This window comes from Actinomyces capricornis, from assembly GCF_019974135.1.
Classification (GTDB): Bacteria; Actinomycetota; Actinomycetes; order Actinomycetales; family Actinomycetaceae; genus Actinomyces; species Actinomyces capricornis.
Genome location: NZ_AP025017.1, coordinates 3,122,564 through 3,138,275 on the forward strand (window position 1 = coordinate 3,122,564; position 15,712 = coordinate 3,138,275).

Annotated in this window: 13 protein-coding genes and 1 pseudogene; 6 read left to right on the forward strand and 8 right to left on the reverse strand. The window is 60.3% G+C overall.

Translation table 11 applies throughout. The annotated features are described in order from the left end of the window. The first annotated feature begins 95 nt into the window (after positions 1–95). The 4 genes from MANAM107_RS12790 (at position 96) to MANAM107_RS12805 (ending at position 4,014) form a co-directional block, all read left to right on the forward strand. A complete protein-coding gene (locus MANAM107_RS12790; RefSeq protein WP_223909432.1) occupies positions 96–980 on the forward strand; it encodes a hypothetical protein in 885 nt (294 codons plus the stop codon). Between the two features lie 65 nt (positions 981–1,045). Next, positions 1,046–2,104, forward strand: a complete 1,059-nt coding sequence (locus MANAM107_RS12795) for a virulence RhuM family protein (protein WP_223909435.1) — start codon at positions 1,046–1,048, stop codon at positions 2,102–2,104. After that, entirely contained in the window at positions 2,085–2,864 is a 780-nt protein-coding gene (locus MANAM107_RS12800) for a DUF6414 family protein (RefSeq protein WP_223909439.1), read from the forward strand. The genes MANAM107_RS12795 and MANAM107_RS12800 overlap by 20 nt, the downstream gene beginning before the upstream one ends. After that, on the forward strand, positions 2,854–4,014 hold the full coding sequence (locus MANAM107_RS12805; RefSeq protein WP_223909443.1) for an AAA family ATPase: 1,161 nt from the start codon (positions 2,854–2,856) through the stop codon (positions 4,012–4,014). The genes MANAM107_RS12800 and MANAM107_RS12805 overlap by 11 nt, the downstream gene beginning before the upstream one ends. A 215-nt stretch (positions 4,015–4,229) precedes the next feature. On the opposite strand, the gene MANAM107_RS12810 is transcribed toward MANAM107_RS12805, so the two are convergent. The 3 genes from MANAM107_RS12810 to MANAM107_RS12820 all read right to left on the reverse strand — a co-directional run bounded on the left by MANAM107_RS12810 (position 4,230) and on the right by MANAM107_RS12820 (position 7,362). Further along, positions 4,230–4,766, reverse strand: coding sequence for a hypothetical protein (locus MANAM107_RS12810; protein ID WP_223909446.1), 537 nt, complete (start codon positions 4,764–4,766; stop codon positions 4,230–4,232). Positions 4,767–4,804: 38 nt separating this feature from the next. Continuing rightward, positions 4,805–5,395: an ImmA/IrrE family metallo-endopeptidase gene (locus MANAM107_RS12815; protein ID WP_223909449.1), complete on the reverse strand. Its 591-nt coding sequence runs from the start codon at positions 5,393–5,395 to the stop codon at positions 4,805–4,807. A gap of 398 nt (positions 5,396–5,793) precedes the next feature. Further along, positions 5,794–7,362: a helix-turn-helix domain-containing protein gene (locus tag MANAM107_RS12820; RefSeq protein WP_223909451.1), complete on the reverse strand. Its 1,569-nt coding sequence runs from the start codon at positions 7,360–7,362 to the stop codon at positions 5,794–5,796. A 52-nt stretch (positions 7,363–7,414) separates the two neighbouring features. Between MANAM107_RS12820 and MANAM107_RS12825 the strand changes: the two genes are divergently transcribed. Next, entirely contained in the window at positions 7,415–8,692 is a 1,278-nt protein-coding gene (locus MANAM107_RS12825; RefSeq protein WP_223909453.1) for an IS256 family transposase, read from the forward strand. 122 nt (positions 8,693–8,814) lie between these two features. Then, entirely contained in the window at positions 8,815–9,210 is a 396-nt protein-coding gene (locus MANAM107_RS12830) for a hypothetical protein (protein ID WP_223909455.1), read from the forward strand. A 1,074-nt stretch (positions 9,211–10,284) separates the two neighbouring features. Here MANAM107_RS12830 and MANAM107_RS12835 read toward each other — a convergent pair. From MANAM107_RS12835 to MANAM107_RS12855, 5 genes and pseudogenes are all read right to left on the reverse strand, one after another. Then, positions 10,285–11,638: pseudogene (locus tag MANAM107_RS12835) on the reverse strand (ISL3 family transposase). 182 nt (positions 11,639–11,820) lie between these two features. Next, positions 11,821–11,997 carry a hypothetical protein gene (locus MANAM107_RS12840; RefSeq protein WP_223909457.1) on the reverse strand — a complete coding sequence of 59 codons (177 nt, stop codon included), beginning with the start codon at positions 11,995–11,997 and terminating at the stop codon, positions 11,821–11,823. A gap of 218 nt (positions 11,998–12,215) precedes the next feature. After that, on the reverse strand, positions 12,216–13,400 hold the full coding sequence (locus tag MANAM107_RS12845; protein WP_223909460.1) for a DUF418 domain-containing protein: 1,185 nt from the start codon (positions 13,398–13,400) through the stop codon (positions 12,216–12,218). A 480-nt stretch (positions 13,401–13,880) separates the two neighbouring features. Then, positions 13,881–14,627: a polyphosphate--glucose phosphotransferase gene (ppgK, locus tag MANAM107_RS12850; RefSeq protein ID WP_223909462.1), complete on the reverse strand. Its 747-nt coding sequence runs from the start codon at positions 14,625–14,627 to the stop codon at positions 13,881–13,883. A 49-nt stretch (positions 14,628–14,676) separates the two neighbouring features. Beyond that, on the reverse strand, positions 14,677–15,687 hold the full coding sequence (locus MANAM107_RS12855) for a YdcF family protein (RefSeq protein ID WP_223909469.1): 1,011 nt from the start codon (positions 15,685–15,687) through the stop codon (positions 14,677–14,679). Between the last annotated feature and the right edge of the window lie 25 nt (positions 15,688–15,712).

A 15,712-nucleotide genomic window follows, 5' to 3' on the forward strand; every position in this document is an offset into this window, starting at 1 on the left:
AGAGTCGTCTTCGAACATAAACTAAATGTATCTACACCGTTCGAACAACAAGGCGAACCAGACTTCAGCTCCAGACAATTAGAGAGGACATCAACATGACTAAACGCCACAAGGCCAGAGACTGTTACGATCGCACACTGAATTCCCACCATCTCCGAAATAGCTATGTAGCGACTGCTCTAAGAAAGGAGCATCAGAGAAGGATCGAGAGAGCGCAATTTATTGATGAGCAATTTCCTGAGTGGTTCAGTGGCATCGACCAACTGCTAGCTGGATTACGTTCCATGGGCTCCAAGACGGGAAGCACGGAACTTAGAAGGCTGCTAGCGCGCACAGAAAACGAGGCGTTGCGAAGCGTCCGGGCAATCTTTGGCGATGATGAACAGACGCTCAATGACTCATCGCGTGTTTTAATGGAGATTGAGGTTCTTCTGATGGAGTGGGCTCTCGATACTACGCGTATCCAAAAATGGGGTGAGAGTGACGAAGAAGAGCGGCATAAAGTATATGGGTTTGGGAAAGTGCTTCAACGAGTAAAACAGAAAAAGGAAATCGATGATAGTCTCGAAATGCCGGAGCGAGCGGAGTATAATATTCATTCTAAAGTACTTCATCCTAGCCCGGGAGAGCCTGAAGAGCTATTGCAATCATTCGACATGCAGGCATCTGAAATGATTGTTCATCTCGGACGAATCTTCCACAAGGCGCTCAAAGTTGTGCGCACTACGGCATCACCCGCCGAGGTTCCAGAAGAGGAGATACGTTTTCCTGGAGAAGCATGGGCTACTTTATGGGAAAAGTTCGTCGTCGAGCGAAACCGCTATCTTGCCAGCATGCTCGCCTCGCAAGGAATGTATATGCTACCACGGCAACCTTATCCGAAAGGCACACGAAGAGTGGTGCCGATCACTCCCACAAAGCGCATAGGTGCATCATTCTTTAAACAGGAAACCGAAATGCAGAGAACTACTCAGATCTAAAAAGGCAAGCTTAATCCAGTCCTCATCGCTTGTAGCGAGCTACAATCAAGAGGTATACTATTTGTATGCATGACGCACCCGACTCAGAGCCATCTCGTAAACTCATCCGCAACTCCACGGCCGAGTTCCTGATCTTCACCGCACAGGACGGCGGGAGCAGTATTGAGGCTCGCTACGAGGATGAGACGGTCTGGCTGACTCAGAAGTTGATGGCGGAGCTGTTCGGGGTGGATGTGCGCACTATCAGTGAGCACCTTGGCAACGTCTTCAAGTCAGGAGAGCTGGGACGTGACGCAGTTATCCGGAAGTTCCGGATAACTGCCACCGACGGCAAGAGTTACGCCACTCAGCACTACAACCTCGACGCCATTATCTCGGTGGGCTATCGGGTCAACTCGGTGCGTGCCACTCAGTTCCGCCAGTGGGCTACCCGGGTACTGCGAGACTTCGCCATCCGGGGCTACGCCATCGACCGAGAGCGAATGGAGAACGGGACCTTCCTGGGACAGGACTACTTCGAGCGACTACTGGAGGAGATCCGGGAGATCCGCCTGTCCGAGCGCCGCTTCTACCAGAAAGTCACTGACATCTACGCCACCAGTGTGGACTACAACAAGGATGCTCCGACCACCAAGCGCTTCTTCGCCACCGTACAGAACAAGCTCCATTATGCCGTCCATGGACAGACTGCCGCTGAACTCATCAAGTCTCGAGCTGATGCTGCCCGGCCTCACATGGGCTTGACCACCTGGGCCAGCAGCCCCGACGGCAAGATCCTGCCCAGCGACGTCACCATCGGCAAGAACTATCTCACCCGCGAGGAGTTGGCGGACCTGGGGCGCCTGGTCAACGCCTTCCTCGACCTGGCCGAATCCCGCGCCCGTCGCCACATTCCCATGACAATGGAGGATTGGGCCAAGCGTTTAGATACCTTCCTCAATCTCGACGACCGCCAGATCCTCGAAGGTGCCGGCCGCATCTCCAAGACCCAAGCAGACGACCACGCCCTGAGCGAGTTCGAGAAGTTCAGGGTGGTGCAGGACCGCAAGTATGTGAGTGATTTTGATCGACTAGAAGATGCTAGCATTGAAAGGAGGGTAGGCAATGACGAAGAAAACGATTAAAGACAATAAGCCTAACCTGATCAAAGTCGTCTACTTCGACGAGGAGTCAGCCTCAGATTATCTGGATATGTCCGCCGGCGGTAAAGCCGCCTCCACGAGCGAAGATGTAAAAGAGCGGACCAATGAGGCGCATGGTAAAGTCGAAGCTGGCCTCATCACGAAGCTCAGTTGGTTGCCGTTTTTTGGCGCGTCAGGCGAACTGAACGCAGGTGCCGGAGTGGCCGCAGCTGGCAAGAGCATCTTGAGCAAGACGCTGTCGAACACGATCCTGACAGACTACCTCGTCAAGTCGGATAGCGACCCTCGAGTGGTCCAGTTACAAGATCTTCGCGTGACCGCGCCTGAGGGGTCTATGGCGTACATGAAGATGTTCACACCTTACATGGTGCTGCTCAAGCTGGACGATGTGCCTTTCGACTTGGCGCGCATGGATGAAGTGCTTGCGAACGCGAAAGGCTATTACGAGTTACTCGGTGAAGATGATAACGGTTCCAAGTGTGTACTGCGATTCAACCTCAAGGCGTTCCGGAACAACTACGGGCTCACAGATCTCGGACGCATGCGCCTGGTCTTCCACGGCGTACTCGTCGGACAGACATCCGAGCAAGCACTTACTATGGAGGCCGAGATGTCGGGCAATACGGACAGTACTACTGTGACAGCCGTTGAACTCGTCGATGGCATAGACGTACAGAATGATGACCTCCTAGATGTGTATGACATCATCCTTGCAGGAGTTGAGGTCGAGCATGCCAAGTGATACGACAGTCACCATCTACTACGGCCCGCTGTCGTGGTTCAATGAACAGCTGGGAGAAAAGGAGTACACGTCCTTTCTTGACATTGTCTATGAGCACGACGAGGCCAAGCGGCGCCATACCCTTGTTATTGAAGGTCAGGAGGCGCCACCCAAGGAATCTGCACCGAGACCGAATTGTGTAGCGGCGGATTCGAGCGACTACGCTAGTTTAAGCGAACACGCTATCACCAACTTTATCGGTCTTATGCGATCTATCAACCCCAAGTATCTTCATCTGCACAACCCACCTGCCCACGTTCACTCACAACTTGAGCGAGCGTTCACAACTAAGGTGAAGCGCTATGAATATCCGACAGTGACGCGAGATATGCTCGTACGCTTCCGCGACGGATTCGCCGGACATCTTGTAGGTCAAGCGACTGTTATGGAGGCACTACTTGCGGCGCTGTATCCACTGACCACGGCACGGCAGACGAAGCCAGTCGTTTTAATGTTCTACGGCCCGTCCGGTGTCGGTAAGACTGAAACCGCACAGTTCATCAACGGTTTACTCGGGGGGAAGTTGCTGCGCAAACAGTTCTCTATGTTCCACAATGACAAGTTCGCATCGTATTTATTTGGCGGAGCGCACCTCGAGGCCTCCTTCGCACGCGACTTACTCGATCGTGAGTCCGGTGTCATCCTTATCGATGAGTTCGACAAAGCAAACTCGGTCTTCCACAGCGCCTTCTACCAGTTATTCGACAGTGGCGTGTTCGAGGACAAGAACTACAGCGTCAAACTCGGCCCATCCTTGATCATTTGCACCTCAAACTACGCCACCGAAGACGAAATCCGCAAGACTCTCGGCGACGCTCTCTATTCACGATTTGACTCCTTGATTCACTTCAAGCCACTCTCCAAGAATGAGATCTATCAGGTTATCGACAGGATTGTTGATAACCGCTTCTCGAAGCTCAGACTTGACGAAAAAGCGCGACTGGACCCCAGTGTTATCAAGACTATGCTGTATCCGCTAGCCAACAAGGGAGGCAATGTGCGCAAGCTCGGTAAATTAGCCGACGAGGTTATTTCGCTGGTGTTGGTGCGCGACATACTGAAAAACACTAGCCAGACCGGTAGCGGAACCAATGCGGAGGATGGGTCATAAACGACGAGGGTTATTCAGAGAGGAGTTGATCGCATGCGTTTGCCCAGGTCAGAGGGTGTACGCTCCAGCTCCTGAATAACCTTCGACGAATCGCGACAATGATATCAGTAAAATACTGTTCATAGCATTTGCATCTTTAGTGGGTGTATTGCTTATTTATATACGTCTGTTCTGTTCGGCATTCATCCAAATAGAGGTTAAGAATATGTAGTCAATCAACGTTGAATTTGCGATATCACATCGCTCAATGAACTTGGCGCAAAGACACCTCTAAGAACAATCGCATAAAGTCCGATAATCTCAACGACGGTCGAAGCGAACCATCCTAGAATCACTTTATCCGACGGCCACATTCCATGAACTGCTTGAATGACTGCTAACAGCATAAACGAACCATTAACGACCCATACTTGAATTTTTGTCAGCCGTATAATCTCTGATGCTAACTTGTTCCTCATCTCAAGGCCAGTTCTAAGATCTTCGATGAAGGCATTATTCAGGGCGGCTTTTCTTTTAGACTCTTCCAAGCGCAGAATTTTTTTGAACGACAGAACTGAATCAGACTTAAAAGTGTCATCAGTGTTCTTTAATCGAAATGAGCGCTTTGGTGAGCCTATATCACTGTCGCTAACTTTGGATCCACCAGGTAGCGGAGCGATTGGCTTGCTGGCAGTATCCAATAAAGGTATGTAACTCGCGATTTGTTGAATCGATAATTCCGAATTATTTGATTGAAACTGGCTGTCAGACACAAATGACTCCAAACCTCACTTAAAGCATCATTGTTTCTCTATAAAATGATAGAGAGTTCATGCAAGCGATTCTGCATCGTGACTTCCGACACTCCGAAAGCATGCGCTACAAGTTCAACGGGCATTCCGAGCCCCGCAAATTCTTCAACTTCTGCCCGGGGCATCAGTAACGAATGGGCAAAACGGTCTGCAAATAATTCAGACTGATTCTGATCAGGTAAACCTGAAGGAGTAGGCTTACGACCTGCGAGGATCAATAGGTCACTTGTCATGGTTTCATCAGAAAACCCAAATGGCCCTCTAATTGGTTCATCGAGACTTTCGATCTTCTCAATATAGTGACCAATTTCGTGGGCAATCGTGAACCGCTTGCGTGGGGTACTTGCACCTTCGTCTACAAATATCGATGGCATCGACTGATCGGCGGTCTTTAAAATTAGACCAGCCAGACGCCCTGGAATTTGCGCAAAATACACGTCCATGCCCATCGACACAGCGATAGCGTTCGGGTCTACCGGATACTCGCCGTCCCAATGCCTTTCTAGTACTGCATCAGCCCAGCACTCTGCTCGACGCAAATCGACAGATTCACGCGTTCCGTCCATGGTGTCGGAGCTGTTTGCAGCCATCTGGAGCATCCGCCGCCTCTCTGTGTCCTCGTCCTCGTTCTGAAGTTCATCAACCCGGGCAAACTTATATCCGAGCCTACCAGCATACGATCCCAGATATCGCTTCAACCGTGATGCCGGGCCGCACTCACCATCATAACGTTCTCGCATAATTACGAGTTATTATAACTATTTATATCGACAACGTCAAGACTTATAGGTGACAGCAATCGCTTGGCGTATCCTCAGTACTTAAGTCCGCCGTGTTGTCGAAGTGAATCTACCTCTTCCGTTTGGGAAACGATCATCCGGTCAAGCGAAAAGTACATGTGACCTTGGGCACTATTCAGGCTCAAGCCATGCAGTGCGCCTGTCACAGCTGTCGTCGCGCTTCCGTCCTTGTTGGCGGCGATCATCTTCTAGGTATCGTTGCCTCTCGCGCTCAGATGCCTCCGCACCGTCCCCCGATCGAACCCGAGCTCCAGGCCGATGTCGATAAGGGAGACACCCTGGGCGACGAGCACCTCGGCGCGCTGTCGGTGCTCCGGAGTGAAGCGGTGGGGCCCTCGACGAGCAGGCCCGGGGCGCTGGCGCCAGATGGCACGCACCGTGTTCTCGTGCACGCCGTGACGCTCCGCTACGGCGCGGGCGCCGAGGGTACCGTTGGCCTCTCGCCGGATGGCAGCTCGCTTCTCACGTGAGATAGGGCGATTCTCGATGTGGATTATCCTTCGCACGACCGTGGACTGCTCGGGTGGCGGGGTGGTGTCGTTGTCTGCCAGCTTCGCGGTATCGTCGAGAGGCCGCTCCTCCAAGTCGGGCCTGGTCCACCCCCGTTGCAGGAGGCGCTCACGGAATCGGAGCAGGCTCCTCCAGTTCTTCGTGTCGAAGGTGCTGAGGCGCACCACGGTGCTCGAATACGAACCCGCAGCAAGCGGGGTCGTGGCTGGAGCCATCTCAGACGACGAGTGATGCTCACCCTTGGCGGTGGGCGTTTTTCGTTGTCCTGACAACCCTGGGATGGGTGTCTGGCTCGGGTCGGCATCCACAGTGCTGGCGTGCTGGTACGCCGCCTGCCGTAATCCGGGGCTGGCCAGCTGATCAAAGGGGAAGCTGAGGATGGCAGCGGCAGTGCTGTGCTGCTCGGGGTCCTGGGTGAAGACGGGGCCTGTATCTGCGGTTGGGGCTGGCTGGTGGGCTGCGTGGTGGCCGGTCGCTCCGGTACCTCTCCGGGTTGTCTGCTGCCCAGCAGCCCCGACCTCCGACCGGTTGGTCGGTCGATCAGCAGCAGCATCCTCGGCATCTTTGGCGCCTCCCCGGGAGGCGGCTCCTCCACTGCCCGCAGTCCCGGTCTCGCCTGCTGCGTGAGTGGCTGGGGTGGTATGCCCCGTCCGCTCAGGGCCATCCTTGGGCTGGCGGGGATCGGCGGGCAGCACCACCTGCCCGTCCTCATCAACCACCGGATTCACCAACACCCGCTGGAAGAAGACGCGGTCGAGCTGCTTCTTCAGGTGCTCCGGCGCGGCGGTGTAGAGCCGAGCGCAGTCCTCCAGCAGGTCCAGGGCCTGGGCCAGGTGCTGGCGGACGAGGGTGGCGTCCGCCTGGTAGCCATCGAGCTGACGCTGGATCCCAGAGATCTGCCGGGTGAGGCGGTCCTGTTCCTCCTTGAGCAGTTCCAGGGGAACAGCCCCGGCGTAGTGGGCCTGGAGGAGCTGACGGCGCTGGTCCTCCAGGCTAGTGCGCCGGGCGGTCAGAGAGCGGATATGGCGAGCCTTGTCTGCCTCGATGCGCTCGAGCTCAGCCAGCAGATAGGCCTCGATGGCCTGGCGGTCCGCCTCCTCCAGGTGGATCTGCCCATACAGCTCAGCCACCCGCGCCTCGACCTGCTCGATGAGGACAGCTCGAAAGGCACAGGTCGTGAGTAGTGCCCCATAGAGTGGTGTAGCCGCTGGTGGTCGCGGACCCGCGCTGAGCGTGGGCGCGGTCACCGTGTGGCCCTTCGAGGAATCTCCTACAACCCACTCGAAAGGACATCGCACGATGACCGCTCCTCATATTGTCGACCCTGCTGCCGTGTTGGACCAAGCCCTGGGGCAGGCTTCCCCGGATCTGATGCGCTCGTTGCTGCAGACAGTGATCAACGCCCTGCTCTCAGCTGACGCTGATTCGGTGTGCGGCGCTCAGTACGGCCAGGCCAGCCCTGAGCGCCGGGCTCAGCGCAACGGCTACCGTCACCGGGACCTGGACACCCGGGTGGGCACGATCGATGTCGCCGTTCCCAAGCTGCGCACCGGCTCCTACTTCCCCGACTGGCTGCCAGGGCGCCGCAAACGAGCGGAGTCCGCGCTCGTGACAGTGGTGGCTGACGCCTACCTGGCGGGAGTCTGGCCCCGCCGCATGGACAAGCTCGTAGAGACCCTGGGCATCAACAGCCTGTCGAAATCCCAGGTCTGGCGCATGGCTGCTGAACTCGATGAGCATGTGACCTCCTTGCGCAACCGGCCCCTGGATCAAGCGGGCCCCTTCACCTTCGTGGCCGCCGACGCCCTGACGATGAAGGTGCGCGAGGGCGGACGAGTCGTCAATGCCGTGGTGCTGACCGCCACCGGGGTCAACTCCGATGGTCATCGTGAGGTCCTGGGCCTGCGGGTAGCCACCGCCGAGAGCGGGGCAGCGTGGAACGAGTTCCTGGCAGACCTGGTAGCCCGGGGCCTGAGCGGGGTCAGGCTGGTGACATCCGACGCCCACAAGGGCCTGGTGGAGGCGATCGCGGCGAACCTGCCCACAGCCTCCTGGCAGCGCTGCCGCACTCACTACGCCGCCAACCTGATGACCATCACCCCCAAAAGCGCCTGGCCCGCTCTCAAGGCCATGCTCCACAGCGTCTATGACCAGCCCCACGCAGCAGCTGTCCAGGCCCAGTTCGACCGTCTCCTGGACCACACCCGCCAGAGCCTGCCCCAGGTCCACGACCACCTGGACGCCGCTAGAGCCGATCTCCTGGCCTTTACAGCCTTCCCCACCGACGTATGGCGCCAGATCTGGTCCAACAACCCCCAAGAGCGCCTGAACAAGGAGATCCGCCGCCGCACCGACAGCGCCGGCATCTTCCCCAACCGTCAGGCCATCATCCGCGCGGTCGGCGCTATCCTAGCCGAGCAGACCGACGAATGGGACGAAGACCACCACTACCTCGGCCTAGAAATCCTGACCCGCTGCCGCACCAACACCACACCACAGGACGATCCAACCCCACCACCAGCCCTAACAGCCCGACCGCCTCGCCGAAGGACCCCTACACCACCCCCAAGGACTTGACCCACGATGAGGCCGAGCGCTCGGAGCACTGGTGTACGAAGGGGCCAGCACCACACGAGTGCGTGTAGAATCACCGCGGCAGGCGACTCGCCTACCGCTCCGCTCGCGTGAAGGAGACACAGGTGGGGAACCTCGGCAACTACCAGACGATGGTGACGTTCGCCAAGCAGGTCGGCGGGCCCCTTGCTCTGGCTGCAGTTACGGCAGTGAGCGGCTGGGCTGTTGGGCGTGGTGCCGAAGCGGGCGGCAAAGCTGTCTGGAGACGAGTTAGGCCACATGATCAGAGGAGAGGTGTTGAGCCACAGGAATATCCGAAACGCCTCACGATCACGAGCGACGCTGACTGCGGCGCTGGCCTCACCCTCCATGCAGGCGATGAGATCCGGGTGCTCGAGCGGGACAGCGACGCGCTGCTCGTAGAGATAATCGGAAACAACAACAACCCGCACGTTGTCTCAGCTGAAGCCCTCAGAAGCGTCTCCAACTTCGACGAAAAATTTTCAACTGAAGATCGTTGACATGAATATGACATGCTCGATCAATGCGGAGGTTGGGTGAACATTTTCCGTGCTCAATACGCTCGCTGATCTTGCAACCCTACTCGCGGCAGTGCCGGTGGCTGTCGCTGCCCTAGTATTCCTATGCAAGACGCTGCCCGCCTACTTTACCTCCCCCGAAGGGTTGCGTCTCGAAGTGGTGCGAGCTATAGGCGACCCCGGCTACTTTGTGCGAATCACGAACTATGCCTCAGTAGAGCGCCGCATCGAGTATGTCGGAGTTATGCCCGCTAGTTTTCGCCCCCTTTGGCCACCTCGCGCACGCTTCACCCGCCGCGTTAGTACTAAGAGGAATTCGGTCGAATCCCTAGTCGAACATACCATCTCAGTCAGAGCGGATATCACTCTCCCGAGCGGTGCAAGTCACTCGTTTCTCGTGCCGCAGCCGCTCGACCTAGAGGAGGCATCGGAGTCGACAGTCAAGGACTACGAAATTCTCGTCGAGCGTGACGCTCAGTGGCACCGTGATCACGGTGGACGTCCGTCGATTGTTCCATATGTGCGACTTGCGGCTGGGAACATGGTGCTAGGAAAGAAAATACGTCTTGAAAGAGAACTTCAGTGTTTGGCCATGATGTCCTGTCGCTGCGGACACTCTCCGAGTCAGCATCAGATCGTCAAGCGAAAGAGGTTGGCGGCAAAGATGTCGTTTCTGGCGCGATGCGAGAAATGCGGATGTCGGCGCTATAGAGAGGTTGGCGAGCAGATAGAGGTCGGTGAAGGATCTTAGAAGCGCCTCATCAGGCGAGAAGCGGGGAATCTAGCCGGCAGCAGATGGTGGTTATACTGTACTTACGGCGGCATCGCTGAGCTCGATGCTGGGCGATGCGTAGCACAAAGGTGTTGGCGAGCTCTGAATGCCACCTTCTCGTTGCTCCGCTTTCATTGTATATTGAAGGGAGTAACGAATGTCTATACTGCAAAAGATCCACGGCCTCCAGGCTCGTTATACAATGAAATTTTGAAGCGAGCTCGAAGTGAATATCAGCTCGTCGCTCAGTCGAGTAAACGGGCTCTTCCGGTTTGAGGGGGTAGCTAGGTGCTCAGTCGGTGTCTGAGGCCTCCGGCGTGGATGAGGGATCGGGTGATGTAGTGGGTGAGGTTGTGCAAGCCCTGGGCGATGCCGCGTAGGTGCTCGAGCCTGTCGTTGATGGTCTCGGTGGGGCCGTTGGAGGCGCCGGGGTGGTCGAAGTAGGCCAGGATGTCCTCGGTGGGGCCGGTTCAGGGTCCGCTCCAGGCGGGAGGCCTGCTGGATGCCGGCTGGCACCCCGGTGGCGATGGAGTCGATCAGGGCGCTCATCACTGGCCTGCCGGCGGCGGGATCGGGGTTGCGGTAGGCGTCGATCATCTTCTGGTGCACCGCCCAGGTGACCTCCACAGCAGTGTGGCGCTGGTCGGCGAGCAGTACCTTCAGGAGCCCGGCCTGCCTCTCGGTGAGCAGGCTGTCCCTGGTCAGCAGGGCCCGGCGCGCCGTGTACAGGGGGTCATTGGCCCTCCCGCGCCGCCCTGTGGTGGCCTGCTGGACCCTGCGGCGGGTCTCGTCCAGGGCGTCGCCGGCGAGCTTGACCACGTGGAAGGGATCCATCACCGCCCGCGCGGCCGGTAGTTGCTCGGCGGTGGCGGTCTTGTAGCCGGTGAAGCCGTCCATCGCCACGATCTCGACACCGGCGCGCCAGGCGGGGTCGCGCTGGGCCAGCCAACAGGCCAGGGCCTTCTTCGAGCGGCCCTCGATCATGTCCACCAGCCTGGCCGGACCACCACTACCCTCGCGCACGGGGGCCAGGTCGATCACGACGCTCACGCACCGCTGGCGACCCCGGCGGCGCCACACATGCTCATCGACCCCCAGGACCCACGCCCCCCTTTCAGGCGGGTCTTGACCTCGCCCAGGGCCCTCATGCCGGCCTCCAGGACGGCGTCCTTGGCGGTGTCCCACAAGACCCCCAGGCGCGCCGCGACCCGCGAGACCGCCATATTGTCGATCGCAACCGCCTGAAGAGCCCACCGGATCGAGCCGCGCGCGAGCAGTCCCCGGGGCTGGGCCGCAGCGCTGATATCGAGCCTCCAGGTCCGCCGGCAGCGCCGACAGGCGATCTCGGGGACCCTCACCAGCAGGCGGGCCACCCGTCCCCAGGCCGGGGCGTGGGCCAGGACGCGCGCGTCGGTGCCCCTTGCGCCTGCCCATGGCACCGCAGGAGGCGCAGAACAAGCGCTCGTCACAGGCCCCGATGACAGGACGGCACCGCACCCACAGTGCTCGGCGCCCGCCGGAGTCGATGATCCGCTGCCCAGTGGCCTCAAGCCCCAAGGCATCCAGCCCCAGCAGCCGATCGGGATCGACAGGATCGAACACCCCGACCAGCGGGGCAGGACAGGTAGTGCGGGCCATCGTCGAGGCCCTCAGCATCATGGTCGGTCTTGAGCAACCCCATGATCACCCAGGACCTCAACCCCGCCCCACCAGCCCCACTCCGACCAGGCCCCTACCACCTCAAACCGGAAGAGCCGGTTATGATGCGCCAAAACTAGAGGGTTATTCACAGAGGCGGATTTCATTTACGTTCACCCAGGTCAGAGGCTACTTGCTTCAGCCTGTGAATAAGCCTCTAAGGTCAGTTCCACCTGCTGCCTGAGCCCCAGGCGGTAGCCCAGCAGGCTCTGGCCCCGCGATTCGAGCACCTGACCGATACGCCGGACAAGCTCATCGACATCCTCATCGCACAGCCCCGTGGTAGACTTATAACGCATCGGCCGTCTCCCCATGAGAATCGAGTGTGGTAACCCAATTCTCTCCCGAGACTGCCGATGCGCCCACTAACGACACGAACAAACCCCCGTGAATAACACCCTAAGGTTCTCTCACCGGGCGGCCAGCCCTCGACAATACAACGCCCCATCCGGCGCATAAGCCCCATCATCAGCAGCATCGAGGCCCAACGCAGCCCCCGCCCCGTCTGCGGCCCATGTCAGGACTTCGCCGCCGCTTCGATCGAGGCCTGAGCCCTCCCCTCCCTCCAGCGCGTGTACCTGCTGGCCAGGGAGTTGTAGGACCAGTGCCATAGGAGCTCGACCGGGCCGCGGGCATGGAACCGCAGCCACAGCTTGCTCGCCGTCACCAGGAGCGCCGCGATCAGCACATAGATCACCAGAGTGTACAGCTCTGACCATGGACCCCGGATCACCCTCGCCATCCCCAGCCCGTAGTCGTAGAACACGAATGCCGCAATGAGATTCTGCGCCAGATAGCAGGTCAGGGCCATCCGACCGACATCACTCATCGCCCGGCCGAGCAGGCCAAGACGATCACGCCGGGCGTAGAACGCCGCCACCGCAGCCAGAAGACCTATAGACACACCAGCCGACGTCACATACCTCGTGAAGGCCGCAGCCATCTCATGCGCACCCGTGAGGCGAATGGCCCAATCCACCGGCAGGCCGACACCGAAGGACAAGCACATGATGATCCGACGCAGACGAGCCCCCTCCGGAGCGAAGATCCCCGCACGATAGAGGTGGACCCCCACCAGGTACAGCGCCGTCCCCATGAGGAGGATGAAAGGAATCTCCAGCCGCATCAGCAGGACGTGCTGAAGCCGGAAGATCACATCACCCCAGTAGGACGAGTGATCATACTGCGCCAGGACCCCGATCGTGTCATCCTTGAGCTCATCACGGTGCACGTAACCCACCACACTGATCGCCGCCATGAGCACGACATGAACCGCCAGGGCCGCATACATCCATATCTTCTGCGTCCTGGGGCTACGGGCCGTCACAGCGGCGATGACCAGGGCCGTCAACCCATACCCCATGAGCACATCGAACTCGAAGATGAAGATGAAGTTCAGCACGCCGTCAAGGATCAGAAGTCCAGCCCGGATCGGGTACGTCCCGGGCCAGGACAGCCCCTTGCGGATCGCCGACTGCCGTTGAATCTCCAAACCAATACCGAACATGATCGTCAGCAGCCCGATGAACTTGCCATCGGTCACCAGGTTGAGGCAGGTCCTGATGACAGTATTCGCCATCGACGTCACCGGCTCTTCACTATCGATAGCAGCGAAGATCGCGATATTCGTCAGCAGCGTCCCAAGGATCGCCAACCCCCGCAATACATCCAGCGCCACCAGGCGCCTGTACTCGGTGAACACAGCGGCTCTCATCATCGTCCCCCATCGGTAGCCCAATCGTCAGCCCCGGTCACCACCCGAGAGAAAACCGGTACGCCAGAACCACAGCAAGTCTCATGTCACGATGGAGTATCCGCATCGGCCCCGAGGATGAGCACCGTATCCCTCGCGAGATGGCACGCCGGCGCAGAGCCCCACCCCCTTGTCACCTCCCCGAGGAGGAGACATCCCCCTCCAGAGTAGGAGCTGACGAGGAGCATGCCTCTCCTCCCGATGGACACTCTCTCCTCATCCATGCGAGTCGCCGGCCGATTCCTCCACACGGTCAGAAAAGGCCCCGTATCACCGACCTGAGCGCACACGACGACGCGGCCACCGATTCGGTGGCCGCGTCGTGCTCCTCTCCGCCAGCATCCGCCGGCTCCCCCGCCCCTCACCGGAGCAGGCTGCCTCAGCCCGGGCTCAAGCCCAACAAGTTCGGCTCAGGCCCGCCAGTTCGGCTCAGGCCCGGGAGGCCTGGTAGGCGGCGCCCACGATGCCCGCGGTGTTGAGCAGCTGGGCGGGCACGATCGGCGTCTTGAGCTCCAGGAGGGGAAGGAACTTCTCGTGCTTGCGGGACACCCCGCCGCCCACGACGAACAGGTCCGGGGAGAAGAGCATCTCCACATGGGAGTAGTAGCGCTGGAGCCGCTTGGCCCACTTCTTCCACGACAGGTCCTGGAGGGTCTTCTGCCCCGCCGAGGCCTGCTTCTCGGCGTCGTGCCCATCGATCTCCAGGTGCCCCAGCTCGGTGTTGGGCACCAGGGTGCCGTCAACGATGACCGCCGAGCCGATCCCCGTGCCCTGGGTGGTGACGATGATCGTGCCCGGCACCCCCTTGGCCGCGCCATAGGCGACCTCAGCCAGGCCCGCGGCATCGGCGTCGTTGAGAGCCACCACGGGACGGCCCAGAGCCGCCTCCATCACCTCATTGACATTGGCACCCGTCCACGACTGGTCAAGGTTGGCCATGAAGGGCACCACCCCGTGGACGATCGGGGCGGGCAGGGCCACACCCACCGGGATCTCCGGCCCCACCTCGAGCTGCTCCAGCAGCTGGCGGCAGACCTCGGCCACCGCCTCCGGCGTCGCCGGCACCGGCGTCTCGATCCGCACGCGCTCGCCGGCGAGCTCGCCGGTCTCCAGGTTGACCAGGGCGCTCTTGATCCCAGAGCCGCCAATGTCGATGCCGCATGCCAACGTTGCCATGATTCCTCCCAGGTGCCGCCATCCGAAGCGATAAGACTCACGGCTAAGGCTATAGCACCGCCCACCCCGCGGGTGCGGGGATGCGACGTCGCCTCTGTACCGATCCGCCAACGGCCTCACCCCGCCGGCCGCCCACGCCCGGCGCAGCAGGCAGCCACGCACGGGAGGCGGCCAGGCGCCGCAGGCCCACCAGCCCGGGCGCCGACCACTGGCACCAGCCGGGAACCCACCGCGACAGCCCCAGGTCGATGAGCCCGTTGACGGCGGTGGCCGGCTTGATCAGGATTCGCTCCCCGAAGCGGTAGTCCTGGCCGCGCACCAGCCGCATCGCCAGGTCGGAGCGCTGCGAGGCGAGGTAGCGGCGGGCCTTGAGGGCGTGCACGCAGTCCGAGACGATCCGGATCGTCCCCGCCCCCTCAATGAGCGGCACCACGCCGACGATGTTCTCCCAGGTCGAGCGGCTGGTGGTCTCCAGGAGCACCGGGCCGCGGTAGCCGAGCTCACGGATGTGGCGGCGCATGAGCTCGGCCTCGGGGGTCGGCCCGGCAACGGCGCCACCCGCCAGGACGAGCACCGGAGGCGCCCACCGCCCGGCCGGCCCGTCATGGCAAGCCCGCCTCAGGCTGCGCAGCCCGGCCCGCACCCGCGCCCGGTTCTCCCTGCCCGCTCGAGGCCCGGCGTCGGCAAAGCCCAGGACGACGACGGCCGGCGGCCCGCCCGCCACCGCCCCGAAGGGCACTGCCGCTGCTCCTCCGACCCGCGCCCCCTCCGCCGATGGCCCATCGAGGGGTCCCAGCCCCGAGCGGCTCGCCCACCAGTGCACCAGCTCGCCGGCCCCGAGCACACCGGCGCACAGCAGCGACCCGCCCAGGATCAGCCGGCGCCTGCGCCCCGCCCGACCACACCCGGCCCGGCCGCGTCCCGCCCAGCGCCGCACCGCCGAGCCCGGCGCCATCCGACGCCGACGCACCCGGCCCTGTGCGCGCCCACCGGAGGCCCGGAGCCCCTGGAGCCATCCGGGCATGCCCCGTGCCCGCTTCCCCGCCATCGTCCCTGTCATCTTCCCTGTCATGGTGGAGCACCCC